Raw genomic sequence first — 24,227 nt, forward strand, 5'->3', positions numbered from 1 at the left:
CTGTATGACCGACCGTTACTGTGTCTTTGGAAACCCGATTAAGCACTCTAAGTCGCCATTAATTCACGAAGAGTTTGCTAACCAAACTCAGCAACCTATGACCTATACCGCCGAACTTGCACCGGTGGAAGGTTTTGTCAGTGCCTGGCGAGAGTTTGTGGCAGCGGGTGGTCGAGGGGCGAACGTGACCGTCCCGTTCAAAGGCGATGCCTTTGCGCTGTGCGATACCCTGAGCCACCGCGCCAAGCGTGCTCAGGCAGTGAATACACTAATTGTCGGCGGCAATGGCCGTACTTACGGTGACACCACGGATGGCATTGGACTTGTGCGTGACCTTGGATACCATCACGTACCCATTAAGGATAAACGCGTGCTGGTGATCGGTGCCGGTGGTGCAGTGCGTGGCGTGCTTGAGCCGTTGCTTGCCGAGCAACCTCGTGACGTTGTTATCGTCAATCGAACGGCGGAAAAAGCCGTCCAATTAGCAGACGCATTTGCCGACTTAGGCACTCTTCATGGCGGTGGATTTGAGACGTTAGAAGGCCAGTTTGATTTGGTGATCAATGGCACTAGTGCCAGTCTTTCTGGTGATTTGCCGCCGCTGCCGGATAACTTATTTAACCAGGGTGCTTGGGCCTACGACATGATGTATGGCTCGGAACCCACGGTGTTTTTGCAGTGGGCAGGGCCACGCGGCGCCAAGTTGCTCGATGGCCTGGGTATGCTGGTAGAGCAAGCCGCCGAATCTTTCTTTTTATGGCGTAACCTGCGGCCTGAAACCGCCCCGGTGCGCACGCTGTTAAGGCAATCGTTGAACGTTGCCAGTGACTAGCTAGCTTTCGAGTGCTCAACAAAGAAAAGGCAGCCCTTGCGGCTGCCTTTACTGGTTAATGCTGGTTGTGTTCTCGCGTGTTTAGCGAGATTTGGTGTAAAAGCCAATCATGCACATAACGAGACCAGCCACAGAGACCAGCATACCGCCGTTGACCAGCAGCGGTGAGCGCTCAAGCCACGATACAAAGGGCTGCGGTGTGTCACGGCACGCATTTGTCAGGTAGTCCCAGTGCCCCCCGTCGAGCTGGCAAGCGCGTACGTCACCAAGCTCCCAGAAATAGACGCCGAGTAACACTAAAATCGGCAAGACAAGCAGCAATAAACCAAGTCGAATCATTCAAACCTCAATATTAAGGTACTTAGGGGCGTGGGCAGTTGGGGGTGCGGCCGTTATTGCGTGCCTGCTCGTAGCTTGCCATGGCGTTATTCATGCTGGCTTGAAGCCCTTCGATGCGCTGGCCTTCACTTGGGTGCGTCGACATCCAGGCGGGCGGAGCGCCACCGCCGGAGGCCGCCTGCATATTTTCCCAAACGGTAACGCTTTCTCGTGGGTCAAAACCTGCCTGAGCCATCAACTGGAGACCGATAACGTCGGCTTCACTTTCGTGGCGACGGGAGAATGGCAGCGCAATTCCGTATTCCGCTCCCATCCCCAGTACCCCCATTAGCTGTTGGCCACCAGGAGTTTGCATGCCTGAGGTGCTGGCAAGCACCGATAAACCAAGTGACGTTGCGCTTTTTGTTGAGGCGCGTTCGTTGGCATGATTCGCAATGACGTGACCAATTTCGTGGCCGACAACCGAGGCAAGCTGGTTTTGATTGGTGGCGATATCAAGCATGCCCGTATTCACACCCATGTAGCCACCGGGCAGCGCAAAGGCGTTGGGCTGTTCAGATTCAAAGACACGGATTTGCCAATCAAGATTACGCTGTTCGGCTGGCAATACTTCTACAATGGCATCTGCGATGCACTGTACATAGCGGTGGCTTGCCTGACCTGCGGTGGGAATATCTTGTTGATACTGCGCAAAGGCTTGCTGGCCCATTTGATTAAGCTGATCATCTGAAAGCAGCAGCAACTGAGAGCGACCGGTAGGTGACGTGGAGCATGCTGCGACAGCAGCACACAGTGCAGCAACAGCCAAGGGACGAAGCCAGCGCATAAGCGGTTTCCTTATAGACGAGTAGGGATCTTTGCACACAAGATAACCACTGTCAGTGGTAAATCAACTCATATCATAACGCACTCTGAGGACAATCATGGATGCTGAATTGAGCCACCGCTTAACGCGGTTGTTGGACCACGTAGAACATTGGTTGCCGCCTGTACCGACCCAGGTGGATTGGGACAAGCATGTGGCGGCTATTTGGCAGCGCCATCCGTTAGATGGTCGCTTGGTTCCCGTGCCACCGCGCGACACGATGACACTGGATGATCTGTTAGGCATCGAGCGTCAAAAATTAGCCTTAGTCGATAACACCCGTGCATTTTTGCAGGGGCTACCTGCTAACCATGGCTTGCTGTGGGGATCACGTGGCAGCGGGAAGTCATCGGTGATCCGCGCGCTACTTAACTCGTTGGCGGATGATGGGCTGCGCTTGATTCAAGTGGATCGCCACGATTTGGGTAGTCTGCCGATATTGGTAGAGCAGTTGCGCGATACGCCACATCGTTTCGTGGTGTATTGCGACGATCTTTCGTTTGAAGGCAATGACGATGCTTACAAGGCGCTAAAAAGCGTCTTAGACGGCGCCTTAACGGGGCCGCCGGAAAACGTCTTGTTGTATGCCACTTCTAACCGCCGCCATTTACTGCCGGAATCCATGGACGACAATAGCGGTACGCGTCTTGTGGGTGAAGAGCTACATCACGGTGACGCTGTTGAGGAAAAGATCTCGTTGTCGGATCGCTTCGGCTTATGGTTAGGTTTTCATCCTTTCAGCCAAGCGACTTACTTAGAGGTCTGTGAGCACTGGGTAGCTCGTATTGGTGATAAGCAGGATTGGAGCGAGGCCGCACGGGCAGAAGCGGTTCGTTTTGCCACGCTAAGAGGAGGGCGCAGTGGCCGAACGGCTTGGCAGTTTGCAGCCCAGTGGGTGGGCCGCAAACGGCTTCATGGAGGAAGTCGTCAGGCTTAACGCACAGGCGTTAACTGGCCGTCGGCGCCTACGTTCAGGCGAATGGTCGGCGTTAAAAGCCCTGCAGGTAATGTCATACCCAGTCCACGCAGGTCTCCTGGCGTGATAGCAAGCTCACTGCCAGGCGGTAGTGAGCCCTGGGTGGCTAACTGACTGGCGAGTTCTAGCATTGGCATCATACGCTGGGTGTCGGTAGCCAGGATGTCAAACGATACCGGTAGACGTAACGTTGAGTCTGCCCCTGATGTTAGTGTTACATCCTCTTGATATTGGCCTTGCACTGGATCGACCCCCGGCATATCGAGCATCCAACGGAAACCAGACATCTCAACAGCGGGCATACCGGTGGGTAGGCCAAGGCCCATCGCTAAGGTGGCCTGGACGGGCAAGCTGCCAGCGCCAAGGCTAGACGCAAGCAAACTTGTCAGGTCGCTAGTATCAAGCCCTGCTTGCACGTTATAAGGGCCAATACGCACCTCTTCAATGCCCAGCGATGTTACCGCCAAGCGAAAGGCAAATAAGCCTGTTTGGGGCAGGGCAAGGCAACCTGCTAGCAAGCTTGCCATCAGCAGCAAGAGCAAGCCGCGCCCGCGTTTAATTGCGTAGTGCATTAATATCCCTCCTAAGAAGGGCAATAGGTATGAGTGGCGATTGCCGAAAAACGCGGCTATTTGTGAGGGCTAGTGCGGATAGCAGTCAAGCAAAATTACTCGATAATGGGGGCCATCAACCAAAACGCCTGCTGATGAAGGTCAGCAGGCGTTTGATAGATCAATGAGCTAGCATTAACGGCGGCTTTTACGTGCTTCTTTAGTACGGTTGAGCTCGCGTTTTTTGGCTTTCTCTTTATCGCTTGCCCCGGCCATGTGGTCAAACGGATTGCTGCCTGAACGGAACTCAAAGCGCATTGGCGTACCGCGAACCTTCAACACTTTACGGAAGGTGTTGGTTAGATAGCGGCGATAGGCTTCCGGCAGTGATTCAGTCTGATTGCCATGCACGACGATGATAGGCGGATTGCTACCACCTTGGTGTGCCATGCGCAGTTTGATACGCCGGCCGTTTACCATGGGCGGCGGGTGCTGGCTGACCGCATCTTGAAGCAGAGTGGTCAATCGGTTGGTCGACCAGTGAGCGTTCGCGGCATTGAAAGCTCGTTCGATCGAAGGATAAAGGTCACCCACAGCGGTGCCGTGTAGGGCGGAGATAAAATGCATCTCGGCATACTCAGCAAAGCCCAGGCGGCGCTTAATTTCTGCGCGCATTTTCTCTTTTGCGTCGCTTTCCAGTCCATCCCATTTGTTGATGGCCAGCACCAGCGCGCGGCCAGTGGTTAGCACGTAATCAAGCAGGTGGAGATCTTGCTCAACTAACCCGCTGCGCGCATCGAGTACCATCACGGCGACGTGACACTCTTTGATCGCATCCAGGGTTTTGATAATGGAAAACTTTTCAGCAATCTCGCGAACGTTCTTACGCCGCCGAATACCCGCAGTATCAACCAATACGTAGGGCTTACCACGACGCTCGAACGGGATTTCAATCGCATCGCGGGTAGTGCCCGCCTCATCGAATACAACAACGCGCTCTTCGCCCAACAGCCGATTAACCAATGTGGATTTACCCACGTTGGGACGGCCAATAACACCGATACGAATGCCTTTCGTGCCCGTGTCCCCAGGAATACTAGGATCGCGTTCTGGAAACGGCTCCAACACTGTGTCAATGAGCAGTGAGACATTGCGGCCATGGGCGGCAGCAATCGGCCATGGGTCGCCAAGCCCTAAAGTCCAGAAGTCGGCCATGGCCGAATGCTCTTCCAAACCATCGGTTTTGTTGACCACCAGCCAGGTTTTTTTCTGATTAACGCGCAGATGGTTCGCAATGGCTTCATCAGCCACGTTAAGCCCTGCGCGCGCGTCTACTAGAAACAGTACAATATCGGCTTCATCAATGGCGGCCAGGGACTGCTCGGCCATTGCCGCATCAATCCCTTCTTCGTCACCGCTGATGCCGCCGGTATCAATCACCGTATACGCTTTGCCGCCTAGCATTCCGTTCCCGTATTTACGGTCTCGGGTAAGGCCAGGAAAGTCCGCTACGAGCGCATCGCGTGAGCGGGTTAGGCGGTTAAACAACGTCGATTTGCCCACATTGGGCCGACCGACTAAAGCAATGACGGGTGTCATGGAGTTACTTCCAGGGTTTCCAGGCGACCATTATTGGCCTGGACATGAATGGTGCTGCCTTCAGTGGCAGGACGCACGCTGATGCCAGATTTGTGCACGCGCGTACGGCCTACTAACGTGCCTTCGCGGGCATCAAGTAGATGAACGTAGCCTTCGAAGTCACCGACGACCACGCGGCCATCTGCAAACGCAGGTGCTGTTAACCGGCGGTCTTCCAAGTCATCGTTACGCCACACTTCCTGTCCGTTGTCGGCATTCAGGCCAACGACGTGGCTATCATCAGTGACCACTAGCAGAATGTTACCTACCAAAATAGGCGTATGGCGGCTAGATAAGTTGCTTTCCCATAGAACGCCACCGCGGGTTGCTTCTAAAGCGACAACGCTACCGTTATAGCTAGTAACGAAAAGTCGACCATCAGGCGTTACTACTGGCTGACCGGCAAGATCAACCAACCTGTCGACGTCGCTACGTCCGCGGGGAGTAGCAATTTGTAACTCCCACAGTGGTTGACCATTGCGGTTGTCTAATGTTGCTAGTCGTCCGTTAGCAAAGCCAACAAAGCTTACAGGATCAATGACCATTGGCGTGCCGGTACCACGAAGGGTGAGCGAAGGTTGTGAGCTGGCATATACCCAACGCTCCTCGCCAGTGACACGGTCGAGCGCGGTGATTTGGCCGTCAACGCTCTGCACCAGTAGTAGCTGTTGATTCGCTTGAGGTGCTGCCAGCACTTCACTGGAAACCCGTGAGCGCCAATTGACACTACCGTCGCGCTGATCCAGGGAAATAACTTCACCGTTACGGGTGCCTAAATAGACTTGACCTGCAATGGCGTTAAGCGCGCTTGAAATAGGCGTATCCAGCTCGATTTCCCACTCGCGGTTGCCGTTATTGGCGTTAAAGGCGGCGACCAATCCATTGGCATCCGCAGCAAATACGCTGTCGCCTTCACGAGCCGGAGCAATGGGGTAACGGGCACGACCAAGACCATCGCCTACGTCTCTGTCCCATACCTCATTAAGCGTTGAGGTTGCTGTAAAACTACGCAGCTCTTTAGGCGAGTCAGCCGGTTCGCCTTTACTGGCACAGCCTGCTAGCAAGGCGAGTGCCACGGCTCCGACGGTAATGCGCACAGAAGGCTTTGAAAATAGCGATTTGGGAAGACTGGTCATGATCATTGTGTCACCTCTTCGACGCCGAGATCATCAAGCTTGAACTGTACGCCGTAAAGCGGCTGATTCTGGGTTTGAGCCAGTTCTAGCGCAGTTTGCCAAGCGTCTCGCGCTTGTTCTGTTTGGTCTAGCGCAGCGTAAGCGTCGCCGCGCACGTTGGCCTGTTGAGCTGCCAGAGCATCGCTAATCGACTCATCTAACAAACTCAGGGCGGCTTGTGGATTGCCGTTTGCAATCTCAATGCGCGCTAATCTCAGCCATGCAAGGCTTTGCACATAGCGGCGAGAGGAGTCGCTAGCCACGTTCTCAAGCGCACTTTTCGCTGCATCAAGATCGCCCTGTTGAACGGCTAAACGTGCTTCCAGCAGCTGTGCTAACTCTGCGTAGAGGGTGTCGCCATGGTCACTGGTGATTTCATCAATGAGCTCACGGGCATTGGCTAACTGATCATCTGCCAAAGTGTTACCAGCGGTCATACTGACGAGTTGCTGATAACGCACGGAGGCGGCTTCTGCTTGGCCTTCTTGATAGTTTTGCCATGCATTCCAGCCAAACACACCCGCTGCAGCAAGAACAGCCCCTGCTATGAGAGAGGTTCCGTTCTCTTTCCACCAGCGTTTAATTACCTCTAGCTGTTCTTCTTCGCTTCTCAGCTCCGCCACGGGCGGCCTCCTGTTCTTTAGCTCAGCCGCAAGGGCGGCTGGCGAGTGTTCGTCTGCCAGAGAGTAGGCAGTAAGGTTAGTGGGGCACTAGGTTTTGCAGTGTCGCGGTGAGCTCAGCCTGAGATACGCGCAACTGTTCGCGATCATCACGCAGGAACTTAAGCGTTACGGCTTGCTCTGCTAGCTCATCTTCGCCCAATAAGACGGCAATCGGTGCGTTGCTTTTGTCCGCTTTTTTCATACGGCTTTTAAAACTGCCACCACCACAGTGTAACTGCAACCTAAGGGTTGGCAGCTCACTACGGAGCTTTTCAGCCAGGGTGAGGGCGACAATAGTAGCGTTGTCATCCATGGGTAGCAGATAAACATCGCAGCCACCTAGCGCTTCTTCTGGAATCAGGTCTAATGTTTCCAGCAGCAATATTAAGCGCTCGATACCCATGGCAAAACCAACCGCTGGCGTGGGCTTTCCGCCTAGTTGTTCGACCAGGCCATCGTAGCGGCCGCCTGCACATACCGTGCCTTGGCTGCCTAGGGCCGTGGTCGTCCACTCAAATACCGTACGGCAGTAGTAATCAAGACCGCGTACTAGGCGTGGGTTAACAACGTAGTCAATTCCTGCTGCATCCAGCATTGCTTTGAGTTGTTCAAAATGTGTCCGCGACTCATCGTCCAAATGATCCATCAACTGCGGCGCACCGTTGAGCATTTCCGCCATCGCTGGATTCTTGGAATCCAAAATGCGCAGTGGGTTGCTGGTGAGTCGGCGCTTAGAGTCATCATCAAGGACGTCGTGATGCTGATCAAAATAAGCGACGAGTTTATCGCGATAGGCCGCGCGCGCCTCTGTGGAGCCTAGGGAGTTAAGCTCTAGCGTCACATGCTCCAGTAAGCCCAGCTCTTGCCATAGACGCGCTGAAAGCAGAATGACTTCCGCATCGATATCCGGTCCATCAAAGCCGTACGTTTCTACGCCTACCTGATGAAATTGACGATAGCGGCCTTTTTGCGGACGCTCGTGGCGGAACATTGGGCCCTGATACCACAACCGTTGCGTTTGGTTATGCAGCAAGCCATGTTCCATCGCTGCCCGTACACAGCTAGCCGTACCTTCGGGGCGCAGCGTCAGGCTGTCGCCGTTGCGGTCGTCGAACGTATACATCTCTTTTTCGACAATATCGGTGACTTCACCAATAGAGCGAGCAAATAGCGCCGTTTGTTCAACAATGGGCGTACGGATTTCATCAAAGCCATAGCGATGCATCAACTGACGCACCTTGGCTTCAAAAAATTGCCAGCGGGGGCTTTCGCTGGGCAATAAATCATTCATACCACGGATAGCTTGAATTTTTTTTGCGGCGGACTTGCTCAATGAAAACTCCTTGTATGGGAGACAACACTGGGGCGGGGAAAAAAGGTTATGCCCGCCTCCAGGTTGGGTATCGCTTGCTCGGCTTTTTTAAACGCTGCGCGCAATCATATCGTCTTCTTGCTGCTGTTTTTGGCGTACTTTATCGCGAATCAGCTTTTCAAGGTCATCCACCAAGTGGTCATTACGCAGCTTGCTAGCAGGTTTGCCATCGATGTACACCAAGTTGGCAGGGGAGCCGCCGGTTAGGCCAATATCGGTTTCTTTCGCTTCACCTGGGCCATTAACGACGCAACCAATCACTGATACGTCCAGTGGGGTCATGACGTCTTCAAGCCGCTCTTCTAGCTGGTTCATGGTGCTAATAACATCAAAATTCTGCCGTGAGCAGCTGGGGCAGGCAATAAAATTAATGCCTTTGGCTCGCAGCCTTAGGCTTTTAAGCATGTCAAAGCCGACTTTAATTTCTTCCACCGGATCGGCGGCGAGCGATACGCGAATTGTGTCGCCAATGCCATCCATTAGCAGCATGCCAAGGCCAATCGACGACTTCACCGTACCTGAACGCAGGCCGCCAGCTTCGGTAATGCCTAGATGGAGTGGCTGCTCGATACGGGTAGCCAGGTCGCGGTACGCGGCTACCGCCATAAACACATCTGAGGCTTTGACGCTGACTTTAAATTCCTGGAAATCAAGACGATCCAGGTAATCAATATGGCGCATGGCCGACTCCACTAACGCTGCGGGAGTAGGCTCGCCATACTTTTTCTGTAGATCTTTTTCCAGCGACCCGGCATTGACGCCAATACGAATCGGTATGCCATTATCGCGGGCAGCATTAACAACCGCACGTACGCGATCTTCGCGGCCAATGTTACCTGGGTTAATACGCAAGCAGTCGACACCTAGTTCGGCGACACGCAGGGCAATTTTGTAGTCAAAATGAATGTCTGCCACCAGTGGGACATCGACACGCTGCTTAATTTTGCCAAAACTTTCAGCGGCGTCCATATCGGGTACCGAAACGCGGACAATATCGGCTCCCGCTTTTTCTAACTGCTGAATTTGCGCCACGGTGGCATCGACGTCCAGCGTATTTGTGTTGGTCATGCTCTGAACAGCAATAGGTGCATCACCACCTACGGCCACATTGCCAACGTGAATTTGACGCGAGAAGCGGCGTTTAATCGGAGAAGGGGCGTGCATAAGACGGGTCACTCTCCCAGGGTAAAGCGGGCAACATTATTGGCACCGGCGCGCTGGACAAGGTTAACGTCCTCGCCTTCATAGCGCAGCTCTACGCCGGTGGCATTGCCGATAGTTAAACGAAAAGGCGGTTCGCCCTCAACACTTGCTGTGGTGCCAGGCGTTTGCAGACCAACGAACACTCGCTGGTTATTGGCATCAAAAATTTCAGTCCACGACTGCTCGTTAAACGTAAGTTCAAGCAGGTTTGGATTTGTTGCGGGCGCTGTTTCGACCGTGTTGTCTTCACTGTCAGTGGCGGCGTCCGCTTGTTCAGCGGTATCTGCAGCGGTGAGCTCAGCAGCTTCTGCCCCTTCGGCAGACGTAGACGACTCAGATGCCGACTCAATGGCAGCCGTTGCGGCGTTAGCCGCTCCCTCATCGACTCCCTCAGCTGTGCCGGTTTGTTGTGCTGTTGCGTTGCTAGGCAACTGAGGGGTAGCTGCCAGCGTTTGTTCAGTCGGTGTTGCATTGTCGGCTGGCGTATCGCTGGAGCCGCCTTCTTCTAGTGAAGGATTGCTCCCCATGCTGGGGGGTTCGCTGCCGCCACGGCTTTGCCACCACATGACCGTGACGGCAATCAAGGCAACAATCACTAGCAGGGTGACTAGCTTAAATAACCATGCACCAATACGCGATGGTGGCCGGGTGACTGAGACTGGAGCCACCCGACGATCTGTCTCTGTACTCCCATGGTTAGCTTGGTAGGCCTCAAGTACTAGACGATCATCCATGCCCAGGTATTTTGCATAAGCACGTAAATAGCCCCGGCGATAAGCGGCAACAGGGATTTCTTCGTAGTTATCTTGTTCTAAACCGTCGACAACCGCAGGGCGTAAATTAAGCGCCCGTGCGGCATCGGTAAGCGGTACGCCGAGTGCTTCGCGTTGGCGTGAGAGAAGCTCGCCGGGTGTGGCAATGGGGCTAGAGGTCGTAACATTATCGTATGATTGTGTATCGCTCATAGCTGAGCATCCTTCAATAATTAGGTGGTCAGGGCACCGTTAGTCAATATTCAATAAGCGCTGGTAGTTCGCAGCCGCAGCGTGATCACCACGGGCGTGGGCGATATCGATCGCCATTTCCAACGCGACTGGATCTTGCCCGGCCAGCTGCAAATAGCGCTGCAGCGGCTCCCAGGCTTGACCATAATTGCCCTGTGAAGCTTCAAGTTCGGCTAATAATAAATATCCACGCGGGCTACGTGGATCAATGCTCACTGCGCGCAATAAGCGTTTGCGCGCTTCATCAATGTTATCGGCTGCCAAATAGCACTGCCCTAGATTAGTAAATAGCTGGGCGCGATTGGCATATTGGGCATCGTGAGATGCTATTTCTAACTGTTCGCAAGCGGCGTTGAACTGCCCCTGCTGATATAAAAACGCCGCGTAATTATTACGCGCACGTGTCAAAGAAGGTGCGGTGTTAATCGCTTGCTGAAAATAGCGATTTGCAAGCTCATTTTCACTCTGCTGTTGATAGACCAGCGCAAGCGCCTGAAGTGCCTCGGCATTGCGTGGATTAATTTCAAGCGCACGATCAAGCGCGCTGAGCGCACGGGTTAGGTTGTCGCGTTCTAGGTAAGCAACGCCTAGTTGGGTGTAAGCGTCTGCAGCGTCATCGTCAGCCTGAGAAGACGTGCTACCTGACGTGGCACAGCCAGCTAACAACATGCTGCTTACTAGCACGCACAGCATGTGAACCCGGGATGGGTAACGTCGCCAGCGGTGACCGATCATGTACACCCTCTTGTAGTCGCTATCTGCTAATAACAATCTTCTAATAACTATCTTCTAATAACTCTCTTCTAATAACCATCTTGCAGTGATCATCAGATGCATCGTCATTTGATAGAGCTGCACTTGTGGCGGTTTGAAAACGTGTCCATCAAAGCGCCGCACTCGACGGAAGTCAAGATAACGGCGGTTTAGTCCGCATCAAGCTGTACAGACTGAATATAGCGCGCACTTCGCTTAGTGCGGTCTTTCACCTTTCCTACCAGTTGGCCACAAGCAGCGTCGATATCATCGCCCCGCGTGATGCGTACGGTGGCGTTATAACCCAGGTCGTATAGCCATTGCTGAAAGCGCATCACTTGGTTACGTGAGGGCTTTTCGTAGCCTGAATTAGGAAATGGGTTGAAAGGTATCAGGTTGATTTTGCAGGGCAGCTCTTTTAGCAGTGCCGCCAGTTGTTCAGCATGTTCCTGCTGATCATTCACATCTCTAATGAGCGTATATTCGATGGTAACCTGACGGTTATCCGGGCATTTGGATAGATAACGGTGGCAGGCATCCAGCAGCGCGCGAATATTATATTTACGGTTAATCGGTACCAGCTCGTTGCGTAGCTCATCAGTAGAAGCGTGCAACGAAATGGCTAAGCTTACATCGATCTCATCGCCAAGCTTATCTATCATCGGCACAACGCCGGATGTGGAAAGCGTGACGCGGCGTTTGGAAAGCCCATAGCCATTGTCGTCGAGCATCAGCTTCATTGCTGGCACGACGTTATCAAAGTTGAGCAGCGGCTCGCCCATGCCCATCATGACTACGTTAGTCACCGGACGATTAGCGGTATCGCGGCGCGGGCCTACGCTACGCTGGGCGACCCAAACCTGGCCGATAATTTCGGCAGCGGTCAGATTACGCTGGAAGCCTTGTTTGCCCGTTGAGCAAAAACTGCAGTCTAACGAGCAGCCTACCTGGGAAGAGACGCATAGCGTTCGGCGTTTGCCATTCTCCGCAGGAATCAGCACCGTTTCCACGTAGCTGCCATCTTCTACTTCCAGGACCCACTTGCGTGTGCCGTCGCTGGAGGTACCTTCATAGACAACCCCAGGGCCACGAATCTCAGCCAGCCGAGCCAGTTTTTCTCGCAGCGGTTTGGATAGATTCGTCATGGCAGCAAAATCATCGCTACCTTCCTGGTGAATCCACTTCATTAGCTGGGCAGCGCGAAACTTCTTTTCGCCAATCGACAAAAAGAAGTCCTCCATCTGCTCGCGAGACATGCCCAGCAGGTTCTGGCGCTCTGGCGCGTTAGTGGCGGCAGGTTCGCTTTCGGTCGAGGAGAGAGAGGTAGGCGTATGTTGAGCTACGGTAGTGGTCATGGCGGTCAGCGTTCAGAGAAAAGGCGGGGGCATAGCCCCCGCGAAAATGGCCGGCAACGGATGTTGAATCGGCGGCACGCTTGGTTTAGCGCGGGCAAATTTCGTCGTTACCGAAGAAGTAGCTAATTTCGCGCTCAGCGCTTTCCGGAGAATCAGAACCATGGACAGCGTTTGCGTCGATTGTTTCCGCAAAGTCAGCGCGGATAGTGCCGGGGGCCGCTTCTTTCGGGTTAGTAGCACCCATCAGGTCGCGGTTTTTAGCGATAGCGCCTTCGCCTTCCAGTACCTGAACAACAACCGGGCCAGAGGTCATGAAGCCAACCAGGTCTTTAAAGAAAGGACGCTCTTTGTGTTCGGCGTAGAAACCGCCTGCTTTTTCTTCAGAAAGATGAACCATCTTCGCAGCAACAACTTTCAAGCCTGCTTTTTCAAAGCGAGAAATGATGTCGCCAATCGCATTTTTAGCAACGGCATCAGGCTTGATAATAGAAAGAGTACGTTCAATTGCCATGGTGGAATCTCCTTAAGAGGCATAAAGCAGAAGTGCCGCCCCGGAAAGCCGAGGCGGCGCAGGAAAAAAGAGTCGGCAGGGCTGCTGTGCATTACCGATTGCCGAGTGGCCGCGATTATAGCGCCTCAAGGGGGTGATGAATACCGGTGATGCAGCGCTAAACGTTTAGACCGTGAAGCTTTCGCCACAGCCACACTCATCTTTTACGTTGGGATTGTTGAAGCGGAAAAAGCGATTCAGCCCTTCGCTGACATAGTCCACTTCACTGCCGTTGAGTATTTCTAGCGCGTCTGGCGCGATATACACGCTGGCGCCGTGCTCTTCAAAGCGAATTTCGTCATCGCTTACGTCATCGGCAAAGTCGAGTACGTAACTATAGCCTGAGCAGCCGCTAGGTTTTACAGAAACGCGCAGCCCAAACCCCTGGCCACGCTCGTCGAGAACGTGACGGATTTGCTGAGCAGCAGCGGGGGTAATATTGAGAGTTGCCATCGGGCGTCCTCCTTCAAGAAGTCGGTAGGTTGATTGCCAAATGTGGCATCAGCCGTTTAACGCGTTGAGCGTAGTCCGCTCAACGCGTGGCGCAGTAGTGTCAGCGCATGATCAATGTCGGCGTCAGTGGTGAAACGCCCAAAACTAAAACGTAGCGATGAGAGTGCAAGGGCGCGCGGTGTGCCGATTCCCAATAAAACGTAGGAAGGGTCAACGCTAGCAGAGTTGCAGGCAGACCCGGTTGACACAGCAACATCGCGCAGCGCCATCAATAGAGATTCACCGTCTACCCCTTTAAATGCCAGGTTTAAAATATTGGGAACGGCATTTTCCGGCGGAGAGTTGGCGAAGACACCATCAACATCTTCTAGCCCTTTTAGGAAGCGTGCGTGTAGCTGGGCGATATGAGCTTGATCTTCCTGGTGATGGTGTTGCATTAGCGCAAACGCTTCACCCATGCCGGCAATTTGATGGGTCGGAAGTGTGCCAGAGCGCATGCCTCGCTCGTGGCCGCCACCATGGATAAGTGCTTCTATGCGTATATCTGGATGGCGTTTGACGTAAAGCGCACCAACGCCTTTGGGGCCATAAACTTTATGTCCAGACAGCGACATTAGATCAATTTGTTGCGCCACCACATCTAACGGAATACGTCCTACAGCTTGGGCCGCATCAGTATGAAAAACAGCCCCGAACTCATGGGCAACCTCTGCCAGCGCGGCAATATCATTAATGCTACCCAATTCGTTATTGACCGCCATTAATGACACGAGTGCCGTGTCGTCTCGCATGGCAGCGCGCAGCTGTTCTGGCGTGGTACGCCCGTCTCGCCCAGGCGTGAGCCACGTCACTTCAAAACCTTCGCTTTCCAGGGCGTTGGCAGTATCCACTATCGCTTTATGCTCAATGGTGGACGTTACCAGGTGCATGCCGCGCTCACGATTGGCGCGCATGTAGCCGATCAGCGCTAGATTGTTGGCCTCAGTGGCGCCGCTGGTCCAAACCACTTCACGTGGGTCTGCGTTAATGGTATCGGCGACTTGACGGCGAGCCTGCTCTACCACCTGTTCCGCCTGCCAGCCCAGCATGTGACTGCGCGAGGCAGGGTTGGCGAACAGCTGATCAACAGTTAAATAGCGCTGCATGACGTCGGCCACACGGGTATCGACCGGCGTGGTCGCGGCATAGTCCAAATAAATCGGCAGCGAAGGGGTGGAGGTCATCGTCATAGAGTCCAACGTGCAGTGAAAGCCGTTAAGGGGATGAGGCGAGAATGCCAGCTTCTACGCGCTGCTTTTGCCGAGAGGCAATGCGTATAACATCGGGGCGCTGCATCAGTTGTGCAAGGCTGGTGTCATCAAGGAAGTTACGAATCTGCCCTGATAGATCACACCACAGGTGATGGGTTAGGCAGGTGTCGCCTTGTTGGCAGTCTGAAAGCCCTTGGCAGCGTGTTGCATCCACGGTCTCATTAACAGCATCAATCACTTGGGAAACGCTGATGTCTTCGGCTGGTTTAGCCAGCAAATAGCCGCCACCAGGGCCACGCACGCTGCTAACTAGACCCGCTCGGCGCAGGCGTGCAAATAGTTGCTCAAGATAAGAGAGCGAAATTTCCTGACGCTGAGAAATATCCCCCAAGCTGGTCGGGCCTTGGGGGGTATTTATCGCCAAATCGAGCATGGCGGTAACGGCGTAACGGCCTTTAGTGGTCAAGCGCATGACAGGCACCTCGACGCTGAACCTCAGCGCACTTACGGCAAATGTAACGCCATTATGGAAATCCTGAGTGCTTTGGTCAACTATTGCGCGATGTCGTTGAGTCAGAGGTTGAATCAGCCGCTGCATCAGATGGCGAGTTAGGCGTTGAATCAGGAGCACTTTGCTGTGTCCTGGCGGCTGCTGTCTCGGTCGCCTCGGCGTCGGCTTTTGGCTCGGAACTGTGTTTGCCAACCCCTGGGCAGCCCGTATCGTTTTCATCAAGAATGTCGGCGAAATCTTCATCGCGCAGAGCCGGGAGTTGGCCGTCGCGATAGTTGGCATCCAATTGACGCAGTGTCGAGCACATACGCTCAATGCGTTCATCCACGGCGTGCATGTGATCAAGCATCGCCTGCATCGAACGTGCCACAGGGTCGGGCATATCCTGGCTTACACCGTAAGCATCGAAGCCAAATTTTTGGCAAATTGCCTCGCGGCGAGCCGGGTCGACATCTAACGCTTCCTCGACATCGGGGTCGGCGCGTTTAACGATTTTGCCAGGAATGCCCACCACCGTAGCGCCGGATGGCACTTCTTTGGTGACCACGGCATTAGAGCCAATTTTAGCTCCCGCGCCTACGGTGAACGGGCCAAGGATCTTAGCGCCAGCGCCAACAATGACGCCATCTTCTAACGTAGGGTGACGCTTACCCTTATTCCAACTGGTGCCGCCTAAGGTAACACCTTGATAAAGGGTCACGTTATCGCCGACTAGCGCTGTTTCACCAATCACCACGCCCATGCCGTGATCAATAAAGAAACGGCGGCCAATAGTGGCGCCTGGGTGAATCTCAATGCCGGTCAGCCAGCGGGAAAACGTCGATAGCGTTCGCGCCAACCATTTAAAATTTTTCTTCCATAGCCAGTGGCTGCAGCGGTGAAGCAGCAGGGCGTGCAGGCCGGGATAGTTGGTCAGCACCTCAAGAGAGTTACGTGCCGCTGGGTCGCGGTCGAATACGCTATTAATGTCTTCACGCAAGCGTTGAAACATGGGTGATCCTTGGGCGTTAAAGGGCGGCAATCATAAGTTCTTGGAATATGGCTAGTGCCTAGTGCAATGCAGCGCTCAAAAAAACGATGTTGGGGCGCACCGATACGACTTCAAGTTTCGGTTGCCCAAGCCGCAGCGGTGGCCAGCGCTATGGACGATGTTTGTCTGTCGCTTTTTCGGTTGCCGAAAGAATGCCACGCAGAATATTCATCTCCATTTTTTCAGGACGAGCACGTAGGTACAGGCGACGCAATCTCGCCATCAGTTGGCGCGGCTGTGCGGGGTCATGAAATTCAATGGCAATCAGCGTGCGCTCCAAGTGCTCAAAGTAGCGCTCTAGTTCGGCATGGGTGGCCAGCGCATCATCCGGCTCTTCAGCGGTGCTGGCGCTATCCTGTTGAGTTAGCCATGCCATACGGCACTCATAGGCAATCACCTGAACGGCGGCAGCCAGGTTTAGCGAGCTGAAATCTGCATTGGTGGGAATATGCACGTGGGCATGACAACGCTGCAGCTCGGCATTGGTTAAGCCGCTGTCCTCGCGGCCAAACACCAGCGCGACACGTGCACTGTCGGGCTGGCATTCGCTGGGCAGGCGCTCGGCCAGCTCGCGTGGGGAAATCATTGGCCAGGGCAGCGTGCGCGAACGGGCGCTAGCGCCCACCGCAAGCGTGCAGTCAGCAACGGCGTCTTCAAGAGAGGCGTGGACTTTTGCCTGATGCAGCAGGTGGTCGGCTCCCGAAGCGCGGGAAATGCTGTCTTGGGTAATCACCTCACAGCGCGGCGCCACCAGGGCTAAATCGGCTAAGCCCATGTTGTGCATGGCGCGGGCGACGCCGCCAATATTACCAGGATGGCTAGTGCCAATAAGAACAATACGGATGCGCTCAAGCATAATGGGCTCGGTAATCAAGTACGGAAAACGCGCAGTTTAGCATGAGTCGATAGCATGCCCGAGGGGGCTCTGTTAGAATTGCCCGCCAAAGCAGTCCTGCCACTGCCTCCGTTCTTTAACATCACTGTGACAAGGCCCGATCATGAATCCTATGGTCCAATTTACGCTGCGCGCTGCGCGTGGCGCTGTTGAACACTTTTTACGTGTTCGTGAACGCATTGAAAATGCTCACGATGAATTTAACCTCGACCGCTTGCTAGAAGACACCGCTCGCAAAGCAGAGGCCACCATTGTTCAGCAGCTGCAGCGTGGGTATCCCCTGCACGGCTTCAGTGGCCGCTATACGCCCCATAAAGCGGGTGAAGGCGAAGGCGCTGATATCGTCTGGAAAATTGAACCAATGCACGGCTATTCCAATTTAGCGGTGGCAGGTAAGGGCTTTGCTCTCTCAGTGGTGTGTCTCGTTAAAGATCGCCCCGAACACGCGGTAATTATCTGTCCGTTTTCTGACGATGAGTATATCGCCAGCCGCGGCCGCGGTGCTCAGCATAACGATAAGCGCATGCGTGTAAGCAAACCTACCGCGATTAGCGGTACGCGGATAGCGATGAGCCTGCCAGAAACCTGGTTGCGCCCCAGCCATTTGCCAGCTTACCTGACCATTACTCAGCAGTTAGCCCCCCAAGTAGACGCCATGTTGGCATCTGGTAGCGGCCTGCTGGATATTTGTGAGCTGGCCTGTGGGCGTGTGGACAGCGTCTTTGTTCTGGGACTTGAAGAGCAAGATATGCAGGTGGGAACGCTATTGCTGAAAGAAGCCGGTGCATTGATGGGTACGCCTGACGGCAAGCCGACAGTGGCCGCTGAAGGTCAGCTGATGGCCGCTGGCCCGCGTTTGTACAAAGCCTTGATTAAACAATTGGCACCGCATTTTTAAGTTCGTAAAAATGGTAAGTGGTAAAAGCGATTGATACAGTCTGCTCGATGACCACGCATTAAAAAGGCTCTGTCGATTTTATCGGCAGAGCCTTTTTGTTGCGGATTGCTTTTGCTGGTTTACGGCAGCTCTTCTTCCTCTTCGTCCGTCTCTTTCTTGGTGGGGATAAGGTCTTCCCGTGAAAGCTTGAGCGGAATCAGTAACGCACCTGAGATATAAATTGATGAGAACGTACCCACCACGATGCCAATTAACAGCGCAATAGCGAAGTTCTCGATCATGTCGCCGCCTAATAGCAGCAGCGCCAGCAACACCAGTACCGTAGTACCAGAGGTGGCGAGCGTGCGGGACAGGGTGGCATTGATCGCTTCGTTGAAGATTTGCGGCATATCATCAATACGCGATGTTCGAATGGTCTCGCGGATACGGTCATAGACAACAATCGTATCGTTTAGCGAGTAACCGATAACGGCCAAAATCGCTGCCAGTACTGTTAGATCGAACTCAAGCTTGAACAGCGCGAAGACGCCAACAACAATGATGACATCGTGCAGCAAGGCTAGCAGGGCACCAAGAGCAAACTTATATTGAAAGCGGAAGGCAACGTAAAGCATCACCACGCCCAATGCCACTAGAAGGCCTAAGCCGCTTTGGTCGCGAAGTTGGTCGCCTACCTGTGCACCGACAAATTCGGCCCGCACAAGATTAACGCTATCGCCATTGGCACGTAGCAGGCTGACAACATCGTTACCGACATCCGCATCGAACGCTTGCTGAATGCGGATAAGTATTTCTGTTGATGCGCCAAACGTTTGCACCGACACGTCTTGGAAACCACTGTCTTCGAGCAATTGGCGAATCGCGTCTAAGGACGGGACTGCGCCGTAGCGCACTTCCACCAGGGTGCCGCCGGTGAAGTCCAGTCCGAGATTTAGCTGCTGAAAAATAATCGCGCCAATCGAGATGATTAGCATCAAGGCAGAGACGATAAACGCAAGGTTGCGCCGCCCCATAAAGTCGATTCGCAGTTGTGATAGGGGTTTCATTACCACCTCTTAAATTCTGGGCTAAGCACGTGGTTCAGATCCATGCTTTTCAAATCTATGCCATTTAGATCCATGTGTTTAAATCCACAGCTTTTTGACGGGCTTGCTGCCATAGGTCAGGTTGACCATGGCGCGCGTTACCAGTAGTGCTGTGAACATGGATGTCAAAATGCCAATGGAGAGCGTAACGGCAAACCCTTTCACTGGGCCGGTACCGATCGAGAACAGAATCACCGCTACCAGCAGCGTGGTGATGTTGGCATCCACGATAGAAGTGAAAGCGCGCTCGTAGCCCGCATGGATTGCTTGCTGAATCGACATGCCGTTGCGCAATTCTTCGCGTATACGCTCGAATATCAGCACGTTGGCATCAACTGCCATGCCTAGCGTCAGCACAATCCCGGCAATGCCTGGTAGTGTTAACGTAGCGCCCAGCATCGACATAACCGCGACGAGCAGCGTTAGGTTTAGCGCTAGGGCGATGTTGGCAAATACCCCAAACACTTTGTAGCGCACCAGCATAAACAGCACGACCAGTAACAAGCCGATTTGTACTGATAGCAGGCCACGTTCAATGTTTTCGGCACCCAGGCTTGGTCCAATGGTGCGTTCCTGGACAAAGTAGATAGGGGCGGCCAGTGAACCAGAGCGGAGCAGAAGAGCAAGCTCAGCAGCTTCAGTCGGTGAGTCTAAGCCGGTAATGCGGAAGCTGTTACCTAGTGCACTTTGGATGGTAGCAAGGCTGATCAAGCCGCGTTCGACGTAGGGCTCGCGAATAATCGTTTCTTCGCCCGTTTCGGGGTCGATTTCTACGCGATCTTCGCTTTTATGTTCAATGAACAATACCGCCATATTGCGACCGATGTTGGTTCGCGTGGCGCGGTTCATTAATGTACCGCCGGTGCCGTCCAAGTTAATGTTGACCTGCGGACGACCATTTTCATCAAAGCTATTGCTGGCACTGGATACGCTATCACCGGTAATAATGACATCGCGCATCAGCTCTGCCGAGCGTGCAGGGTCGTTACGGAATTCTAGACGTTCGGTTTCCGTGTCAGGCGTATCGTTGCGAGCTTCCAGGCGAAACTCTAGGTTTGCCGTTGCACCCACAATACGCTTTGCAGCCACGGTATCTTGAACGCCGGGCAGCTCAACCACGATTTGGCTAGGCCCTTGGCGTTGAACCATCGGCTCAGCGACACCCAACTCGTTAACGCGGTTGCGTAGCGTGGTTAAGTTTTGATTGATCGCATAGTCCTGAATCTCGTTAACCGTTTGGTCGCTGAGCGTCATGACTAGGTTGGAAGCACGACCATCGCCTTCATTGCTGTATTCAAAATTAGGGAAGTCGCGGCTGATCAAGCGCCGGGCAGTATCGCGGTCTTCTGCACTGCCAAAGGCGATTGAAAGTGAACGCTCGTCGATGGTGGTGTTGCGATAGCGAATGCGCTCCCCACGTAGCAGTTCACGCATGGCGCTGGCATTCACTTCCAAGCGCTGGGTAAGGGCGGCATCCATATCTACTTCGAGTAAGAAGTGCACGCCTCCACGTAAATCGAGGCCCAGTGTCATGGGGGATGCGGAAAAGGCTTGCAGCCAACCAGGGGTGGCGTCAGCGAGGTTGAGTGCGACAGTCGCGTCACTACCCAATACATCTGCGGCAATATCGCGGGCGTCTAGCTGATCATCATCACTCTGAAGGCGAATCAGCCATTGGCCATTCGTTTCTTCAATGGCTTTAATGCCGATATCGCTATCAATGAGCGCTTCTTCAACGCGGGATATTTGCCGTTCATCCAGCGAGTCGCCCTGGGCATCGCTAACCTGGATGGCGGGATCTGCGGGGAATAAATTGGGAAGCGAATAGATAAGGCCAACCACCAGGACGACCAGTATCAGCAGATACTTCCACAGGGGGTAACGGTTGAGCATGCAAGCCCTGCCTTCAATTACAAACGGAATTGCTGTGCACGGACAGACCGCGCACAGCAAAGTTCACCATCGTGGCTACCATGTCACCCCTGCCGGGGTGGCTGGCACTGGATCGGCAGGGGGGAGATGCAGGCGTTAGATGGACTTAATAGTGCCTTTAGGAAGTACGGCAGCAACGGCATTTTTCTGCACGTTAACTTCGGTGCCTTCAGAAACTTCCAGCGTTAGGAACTCATCATTAACTTTGGTAACACGACCAACAAGACCGCCACCGATGACGACTTCATCGCCTTTGGCCAAGCCAGTAACCAGCTGTTTGTGCTGCTTAGCGCGCTTTGCCTGGGGGCGCCACAGCAGGAAGTAAAAAATCAGCACAAAACCAACCAGCATGACAATTTGCGCGATGCCACCGCCGGCAGCGGCTTCTTGGGCATGGGCTGGTGAGATGAAGAAATCCAGCATTGCAGAGAACTCCTGGGTTAGAAAACTCAATGGGTGAACCGATTAAACCACCCGCCAATGGCGGATGGCGATTAATTCGCTAGGGGAGGCACTGGCAGGCCGCGTTGGGCATAAAAGCCTTCCACAAAGGTCGTCAATGTACCCGCTTCGATTGCCGCGCGCAAATCAGCCATTACCCGCTGATAGTAGCGTAAGTTATGGATGGTATTGAGCATGGAGCCGAGCATTTCGTTACAACGATCCAGGTGGTGCAAGTAGCCCCGTGAGAAATTTTTGCAGGTATAGCAGTCACACTCAGCATCAAGCGGTTGGGTATCAAAGCGGTGCTTAGCGTTACGGATCTTGACCGTACCCTCGGAGGTGAACAGGTGGCCGTTACGTGCATTACGAGTAGGCATTACGCAATCGAACATGTCGACGCCGCGACGCACACCCTCTACCAAGTCTTCTGGTTTGCCAACGCCCATCAGGTAGCGCGGGGTGTCGTCAGGCATCCACGTCGGTAGATAATCGAGTACCTTGATCATCTCTTCTTTGGGTTCGCCTACCGACAAGCCACCAATGGCTAAGCCATCAAAGCCAATTTCGAGCAGCCCTTTTAATGAGCGTTCGCGAAGTTCAGGGTGCATGCCGCCTTGAATAATGCCGAACAGCGCCGAAGGCGAATCACCATGAGCCTCGCGTGAGCGTTTCGCCCAGCGTAGCGAAAGCTCCATGGATTTTTCGGCTTCTTCAAAAGTGGCTGGGTACGGCGTGCACTCGTCGAAAATCATCACTACGTCAGAGCCCAACGAGCGCTGCACGGCCATGGATTCTTCTGGCCCCATAAATACCTTGCTGCCATCGACCGGTGAGCGGAAGTGAACGCCTTGCTCGGTAATTTTGCGCATTTCGCCTAAGGAAAAAACCTGAAAACCGCCGGAATCGGTCAGGATAGGTTTGTCCCATTGGGCAAAATCATGCAAGTCGCCATGGGCTTCAATCACGTCGGTGCCTGGGCGCAGCCATAGGTGAAAGGTGTTGCCGAGAATGATTTCTGCGCCAATCTCTTTCACGGAGTCAGGTGTCATGCCCTTCACCGTGCCGTAGGTGCCCACCGGCATAAAGGCCGGGGTTTCGACGGTACCGCGGGGGAAGTGCAAGCGCCCCCGGCGTGCACGGCCATCGTCGGCTAGGCGCTCAAAGCGCATAAAACATTCGTTTCGCATCTAAATAACTCGTCAATAATCGGTTAAGGCGCTGGACGTATCGTGTTTAGCGGGTCAGCAGCATGGCATCGCCATAACTAAAGAACGCGTAGCGCTCGTCAACTGCCGTGCGGTATGCCCGCATCATGTGGTCATAGCCGGCAAATGCAGAGACCAGCATCAGCAGGGTCGACTCGGGCAGGTGGAAATTAGTTATCAGAGCATCTACACAGCGCCATTCGTAGCCAGGGTAGATAAAGATATCGGTGTCGCCGCTGTAGGGGGCAATCTGGCCGTCGCTACTTTTCAGGCAAGCGCTTTCTAAGCAGCGCACGCTGGTAGTGCCGACGGCAATGATCCGTTTCCCCGCAGCCTGAGTGTCACGCACTTGTTGACAGGCGGTCTCAGACACCTCAATCCACTCGCTATGCATATGGTGTTCAAGGATGTTGTCGACGCGCACTGGCTGAAAGGTGCCAGCGCCGACGTGCAAGGTCACAAAGGCACTGTTAACGCCTTTCTCGGCCAGGGCATCCAACAACGGTTGGTCAAAGTGAAGCCCCGCGGTAGGCGCTGCTACTGCACCGTCGCGGCGGGCATACACGGTTTGATAGCGTTCCCGATCACTCAGCTCATCGTCACGGGTGATATAGGGCGGCAGTGGCATATGGCCATGCTTTTCAAGCAGCGCAATCATTGGCGTGTCGCCTAAAAAGCGCAGCTCAAACAGTGCATCGCGGCGGCCTTCAACCACCGCATGAATGTCGCCTTCAAAGATCAGCTCGGTGCCAGGCTTAGGTGATTTACTCGAACGGATATGTGCCAAACCGCGGTGGCTATCCAGCGGGCGCTCCAGCAGCATTTCTACTTTACCGCCGCTAGCCTTGTGACCGTGCAAGCGTGCTGGAATGACGCGCGTATCATTGAATACCAGCAAGTCGCCGGGTTCGAGTAGTTCAAGTAAATCAGCAAACTGGCGATGCTCAAGCGCGCCGCTTTGGCCATCCACGCATAGCAAACGGCAGTCGCTGCGCTGCTCAGAAGGGTAGCGAGCAATTAGCTCGTCGGGTAGCTCGAAATGAAAATCCGCGCGCTGCATGGAAATGGCTCTTATCAGTGGTCAAACAGGCGGCATAGGATAGCGCTTTAGATAGATAAAGTCAGTCAATGTGATTGACCTGTGAGGTTATCTACGTATAATGCGCAGCCATTGCCGGTGTGGCGGAATTGGTAGACGCAGCGGATTCAAAATCCGCCGCCTTTACGGGTGTGCCAGTTCGAGTCTGGC

At 53.9% G+C, this 24,227-nt stretch carries 25 protein-coding genes; 3 read left to right on the plus strand and 22 right to left on the minus strand.

Translation table 11 applies throughout. From position 1 onward, the window contains the following. Nucleotides 1-4 precede the first annotated feature (4 nt). Entirely contained in the window at nucleotides 5-832 is an 828-nt protein-coding gene (gene aroE / locus INT21_RS14270; protein ID WP_193085370.1) for a shikimate dehydrogenase, read from the plus strand. A gap of 81 nt (nucleotides 833-913) precedes the next feature. Here aroE and INT21_RS14275 read toward each other — a convergent pair whose 3' ends face one another. Continuing rightward, complete coding sequence (locus INT21_RS14275; protein WP_193085371.1) at nucleotides 914-1,171, minus strand: hypothetical protein; 258 nt, start codon at nucleotides 1,169-1,171, stop codon at nucleotides 914-916. A gap of 22 nt (nucleotides 1,172-1,193) precedes the next feature. Next, nucleotides 1,194-1,997: a M48 family metallopeptidase gene (locus INT21_RS14280; protein ID WP_193085372.1), complete on the minus strand. Its 804-nt coding sequence runs from the start codon at nucleotides 1,995-1,997 to the stop codon at nucleotides 1,194-1,196. A gap of 97 nt (nucleotides 1,998-2,094) precedes the next feature. Here INT21_RS14280 and INT21_RS14285 point away from each other — a divergent pair, with 97 nt between their 5' ends. Continuing rightward, on the plus strand, nucleotides 2,095-2,973 hold the full coding sequence (locus INT21_RS14285; RefSeq protein ID WP_193085373.1) for an ATP-binding protein: 879 nt from the start codon (nucleotides 2,095-2,097) through the stop codon (nucleotides 2,971-2,973). Here the strand turns inward: INT21_RS14285 and INT21_RS14290 are convergent. The 15 genes from INT21_RS14290 to trmJ all read right to left on the minus strand — a co-directional run bounded on the left by INT21_RS14290 (nucleotide 2,970) and on the right by trmJ (nucleotide 17,375). After that, entirely contained in the window at nucleotides 2,970-3,584 is a 615-nt protein-coding gene (locus INT21_RS14290) for a hypothetical protein (protein ID WP_193060753.1), read from the minus strand. The genes INT21_RS14285 and INT21_RS14290 overlap by 4 nt on opposite strands. Nucleotides 3,585-3,758: 174 nt before the next feature. Then, nucleotides 3,759-5,162, minus strand: coding sequence for a ribosome biogenesis GTPase Der (gene der / locus INT21_RS14295; protein WP_089039147.1), 1,404 nt, complete (start codon nucleotides 5,160-5,162; stop codon nucleotides 3,759-3,761). Next, nucleotides 5,159-6,343: an outer membrane protein assembly factor BamB gene (bamB, locus tag INT21_RS14300; protein WP_089039146.1), complete on the minus strand. Its 1,185-nt coding sequence runs from the start codon at nucleotides 6,341-6,343 to the stop codon at nucleotides 5,159-5,161. The genes der and bamB overlap by 4 nt, the downstream gene beginning before the upstream one ends. Next, complete coding sequence (locus tag INT21_RS14305; protein WP_193068531.1) at nucleotides 6,340-6,999, minus strand: YfgM family protein; 660 nt, start codon at nucleotides 6,997-6,999, stop codon at nucleotides 6,340-6,342. The genes bamB and INT21_RS14305 overlap by 4 nt, the downstream gene beginning before the upstream one ends. Nucleotides 7,000-7,075: 76 nt before the next feature. Further along, on the minus strand, nucleotides 7,076-8,371 hold the full coding sequence (hisS, locus tag INT21_RS14310; RefSeq protein ID WP_089039144.1) for a histidine--tRNA ligase: 1,296 nt from the start codon (nucleotides 8,369-8,371) through the stop codon (nucleotides 7,076-7,078). 87 nt (nucleotides 8,372-8,458) lie between these two features. After that, nucleotides 8,459-9,574 carry a flavodoxin-dependent (E)-4-hydroxy-3-methylbut-2-enyl-diphosphate synthase gene (ispG, locus tag INT21_RS14315; RefSeq protein ID WP_089039143.1) on the minus strand — a complete coding sequence of 372 codons (1,116 nt, stop codon included), beginning with the start codon at nucleotides 9,572-9,574 and terminating at the stop codon, nucleotides 8,459-8,461. An 8-nt stretch (nucleotides 9,575-9,582) separates the two neighbouring features. Continuing rightward, nucleotides 9,583-10,578 (minus strand): RodZ domain-containing protein, encoded by a 996-nt coding sequence (locus tag INT21_RS14320; RefSeq protein WP_089039142.1) that lies wholly within the window; start codon nucleotides 10,576-10,578, stop codon nucleotides 9,583-9,585. Between the two features lie 39 nt (nucleotides 10,579-10,617). Further along, nucleotides 10,618-11,352, minus strand: coding sequence for a type IV pilus biogenesis/stability protein PilW (gene pilW / locus INT21_RS14325; RefSeq protein ID WP_089039141.1), 735 nt, complete (start codon nucleotides 11,350-11,352; stop codon nucleotides 10,618-10,620). A gap of 188 nt (nucleotides 11,353-11,540) precedes the next feature. Continuing rightward, the gene (gene rlmN / locus INT21_RS14330) at nucleotides 11,541-12,725 is read right to left on the minus strand and encodes a 23S rRNA (adenine(2503)-C(2))-methyltransferase RlmN (protein WP_089039140.1); all 1,185 of its coding nucleotides are present in this window, start codon (nucleotides 12,723-12,725) and stop codon (nucleotides 11,541-11,543) included. An 85-nt stretch (nucleotides 12,726-12,810) separates the two neighbouring features. Further along, the gene (gene ndk, locus INT21_RS14335) at nucleotides 12,811-13,236 is read right to left on the minus strand and encodes a nucleoside-diphosphate kinase (RefSeq protein ID WP_038481458.1); all 426 of its coding nucleotides are present in this window, start codon (nucleotides 13,234-13,236) and stop codon (nucleotides 12,811-12,813) included. A gap of 165 nt (nucleotides 13,237-13,401) precedes the next feature. Continuing rightward, entirely contained in the window at nucleotides 13,402-13,728 is a 327-nt protein-coding gene (locus tag INT21_RS14340; protein ID WP_193068533.1) for a HesB/IscA family protein, read from the minus strand. 56 nt (nucleotides 13,729-13,784) lie between these two features. After that, on the minus strand, nucleotides 13,785-14,951 hold the full coding sequence (locus tag INT21_RS14345; protein WP_193068534.1) for an aminotransferase class V-fold PLP-dependent enzyme: 1,167 nt from the start codon (nucleotides 14,949-14,951) through the stop codon (nucleotides 13,785-13,787). 31 nt (nucleotides 14,952-14,982) lie between these two features. Beyond that, the gene (gene iscR / locus INT21_RS14350) at nucleotides 14,983-15,450 is read right to left on the minus strand and encodes a Fe-S cluster assembly transcriptional regulator IscR (RefSeq protein WP_038481467.1); all 468 of its coding nucleotides are present in this window, start codon (nucleotides 15,448-15,450) and stop codon (nucleotides 14,983-14,985) included. A gap of 76 nt (nucleotides 15,451-15,526) precedes the next feature. After that, on the minus strand, nucleotides 15,527-16,480 hold the full coding sequence (gene cysE, locus INT21_RS14355) for a serine O-acetyltransferase (RefSeq protein WP_193068535.1): 954 nt from the start codon (nucleotides 16,478-16,480) through the stop codon (nucleotides 15,527-15,529). Nucleotides 16,481-16,628: 148 nt separating this feature from the next. Next, entirely contained in the window at nucleotides 16,629-17,375 is a 747-nt protein-coding gene (gene trmJ / locus INT21_RS14360; protein ID WP_193068536.1) for a tRNA (cytosine(32)/uridine(32)-2'-O)-methyltransferase TrmJ, read from the minus strand. Between the two features lie 142 nt (nucleotides 17,376-17,517). Here trmJ and INT21_RS14365 point away from each other — a divergent pair, with 142 nt between their 5' ends. Further along, the gene (locus INT21_RS14365; protein WP_089039136.1) at nucleotides 17,518-18,312 is read left to right on the plus strand and encodes an inositol monophosphatase family protein; all 795 of its coding nucleotides are present in this window, start codon (nucleotides 17,518-17,520) and stop codon (nucleotides 18,310-18,312) included. 119 nt (nucleotides 18,313-18,431) lie between these two features. Here INT21_RS14365 and secF read toward each other — a convergent pair whose 3' ends face one another. The 5 genes from secF to queA form a co-directional block, all read right to left on the minus strand. After that, nucleotides 18,432-19,358 (minus strand): protein translocase subunit SecF, encoded by a 927-nt coding sequence (gene secF / locus INT21_RS14370; RefSeq protein ID WP_038481479.1) that lies wholly within the window; start codon nucleotides 19,356-19,358, stop codon nucleotides 18,432-18,434. A gap of 78 nt (nucleotides 19,359-19,436) precedes the next feature. After that, nucleotides 19,437-21,290, minus strand: a complete 1,854-nt coding sequence (gene secD, locus INT21_RS14375; RefSeq protein ID WP_089039135.1) for a protein translocase subunit SecD — start codon at nucleotides 21,288-21,290, stop codon at nucleotides 19,437-19,439. A gap of 135 nt (nucleotides 21,291-21,425) precedes the next feature. Continuing rightward, the gene (yajC, locus tag INT21_RS14380; RefSeq protein WP_009722127.1) at nucleotides 21,426-21,752 is read right to left on the minus strand and encodes a preprotein translocase subunit YajC; all 327 of its coding nucleotides are present in this window, start codon (nucleotides 21,750-21,752) and stop codon (nucleotides 21,426-21,428) included. Between the two features lie 71 nt (nucleotides 21,753-21,823). Beyond that, nucleotides 21,824-22,942, minus strand: a complete 1,119-nt coding sequence (gene tgt, locus INT21_RS14385; protein WP_125753431.1) for a tRNA guanosine(34) transglycosylase Tgt — start codon at nucleotides 22,940-22,942, stop codon at nucleotides 21,824-21,826. 64 nt (nucleotides 22,943-23,006) lie between these two features. After that, nucleotides 23,007-24,038: a tRNA preQ1(34) S-adenosylmethionine ribosyltransferase-isomerase QueA gene (gene queA, locus INT21_RS14390; protein ID WP_193068538.1), complete on the minus strand. Its 1,032-nt coding sequence runs from the start codon at nucleotides 24,036-24,038 to the stop codon at nucleotides 23,007-23,009. Between the last annotated feature and the right edge of the window lie 189 nt (nucleotides 24,039-24,227).

It is taken from the genome of Halomonas sp. 3F2F (assembly GCF_014897805.1).
Lineage (GTDB): Bacteria > Pseudomonadota > Gammaproteobacteria > Pseudomonadales > Halomonadaceae > Vreelandella.

Bases quoted from the DNA above. Each gene is read 5' to 3' on its own strand.
- aroE (WP_193085370.1), top strand. From the start codon at position 5: ATGACCGACCGTTACTGTGTCTTTGGAAACCCGATTAAGCACTCTAAG.
- INT21_RS14275 (WP_193085371.1), bottom strand. From the start codon at position 1,171: ATGATTCGACTTGGTTTATTGCTGCTTGTCTTGCCGATTTTAGTGTTA.
- INT21_RS14280 (WP_193085372.1), bottom strand. From the start codon at position 1,997: ATGCGCTGGCTTCGTCCCTTGGCTGTTGCTGCACTGTGTGCTGCTGTC.
- INT21_RS14285 (WP_193085373.1), top strand. From the start codon at position 2,095: ATGGATGCTGAATTGAGCCACCGCTTAACGCGGTTGTTGGACCACGTA.
- INT21_RS14290 (WP_193060753.1), bottom strand. From the start codon at position 3,584: ATGCACTACGCAATTAAACGCGGGCGCGGCTTGCTCTTGCTGCTGATG.
- der (WP_089039147.1), bottom strand. From the start codon at position 5,162: ATGACACCCGTCATTGCTTTAGTCGGTCGGCCCAATGTGGGCAAATCG.
- bamB (WP_089039146.1), bottom strand. From the start codon at position 6,343: ATGATCATGACCAGTCTTCCCAAATCGCTATTTTCAAAGCCTTCTGTG.
- ispG (WP_089039143.1), bottom strand. From the start codon at position 9,574: ATGCACGCCCCTTCTCCGATTAAACGCCGCTTCTCGCGTCAAATTCAC.
- INT21_RS14320 (WP_089039142.1), bottom strand. From the start codon at position 10,578: ATGAGCGATACACAATCATACGATAATGTTACGACCTCTAGCCCCATT.
- pilW (WP_089039141.1), bottom strand. From the start codon at position 11,352: ATGATCGGTCACCGCTGGCGACGTTACCCATCCCGGGTTCACATGCTG.
- rlmN (WP_089039140.1), bottom strand. From the start codon at position 12,725: ATGACCACTACCGTAGCTCAACATACGCCTACCTCTCTCTCCTCGACC.
- ndk (WP_038481458.1), bottom strand. From the start codon at position 13,236: ATGGCAATTGAACGTACTCTTTCTATTATCAAGCCTGATGCCGTTGCT.
- INT21_RS14340 (WP_193068533.1), bottom strand. From the start codon at position 13,728: ATGGCAACTCTCAATATTACCCCCGCTGCTGCTCAGCAAATCCGTCAC.
- INT21_RS14345 (WP_193068534.1), bottom strand. From the start codon at position 14,951: ATGACCTCCACCCCTTCGCTGCCGATTTATTTGGACTATGCCGCGACC.
- iscR (WP_038481467.1), bottom strand. From the start codon at position 15,450: ATGCGCTTGACCACTAAAGGCCGTTACGCCGTTACCGCCATGCTCGAT.
- cysE (WP_193068535.1), bottom strand. From the start codon at position 16,480: ATGTTTCAACGCTTGCGTGAAGACATTAATAGCGTATTCGACCGCGAC.
- trmJ (WP_193068536.1), bottom strand. From the start codon at position 17,375: ATGCTTGAGCGCATCCGTATTGTTCTTATTGGCACTAGCCATCCTGGT.
- INT21_RS14365 (WP_089039136.1), top strand. From the start codon at position 17,518: ATGAATCCTATGGTCCAATTTACGCTGCGCGCTGCGCGTGGCGCTGTT.
- secF (WP_038481479.1), bottom strand. From the start codon at position 19,358: ATGAAACCCCTATCACAACTGCGAATCGACTTTATGGGGCGGCGCAAC.
- secD (WP_089039135.1), bottom strand. From the start codon at position 21,290: ATGCTCAACCGTTACCCCCTGTGGAAGTATCTGCTGATACTGGTCGTC.
- yajC (WP_009722127.1), bottom strand. From the start codon at position 21,752: ATGCTGGATTTCTTCATCTCACCAGCCCATGCCCAAGAAGCCGCTGCC.
- tgt (WP_125753431.1), bottom strand. From the start codon at position 22,942: ATGCGCTTTGAGCGCCTAGCCGACGATGGCCGTGCACGCCGGGGGCGC.
- queA (WP_193068538.1), bottom strand. From the start codon at position 24,038: ATGCAGCGCGCGGATTTTCATTTCGAGCTACCCGACGAGCTAATTGCT.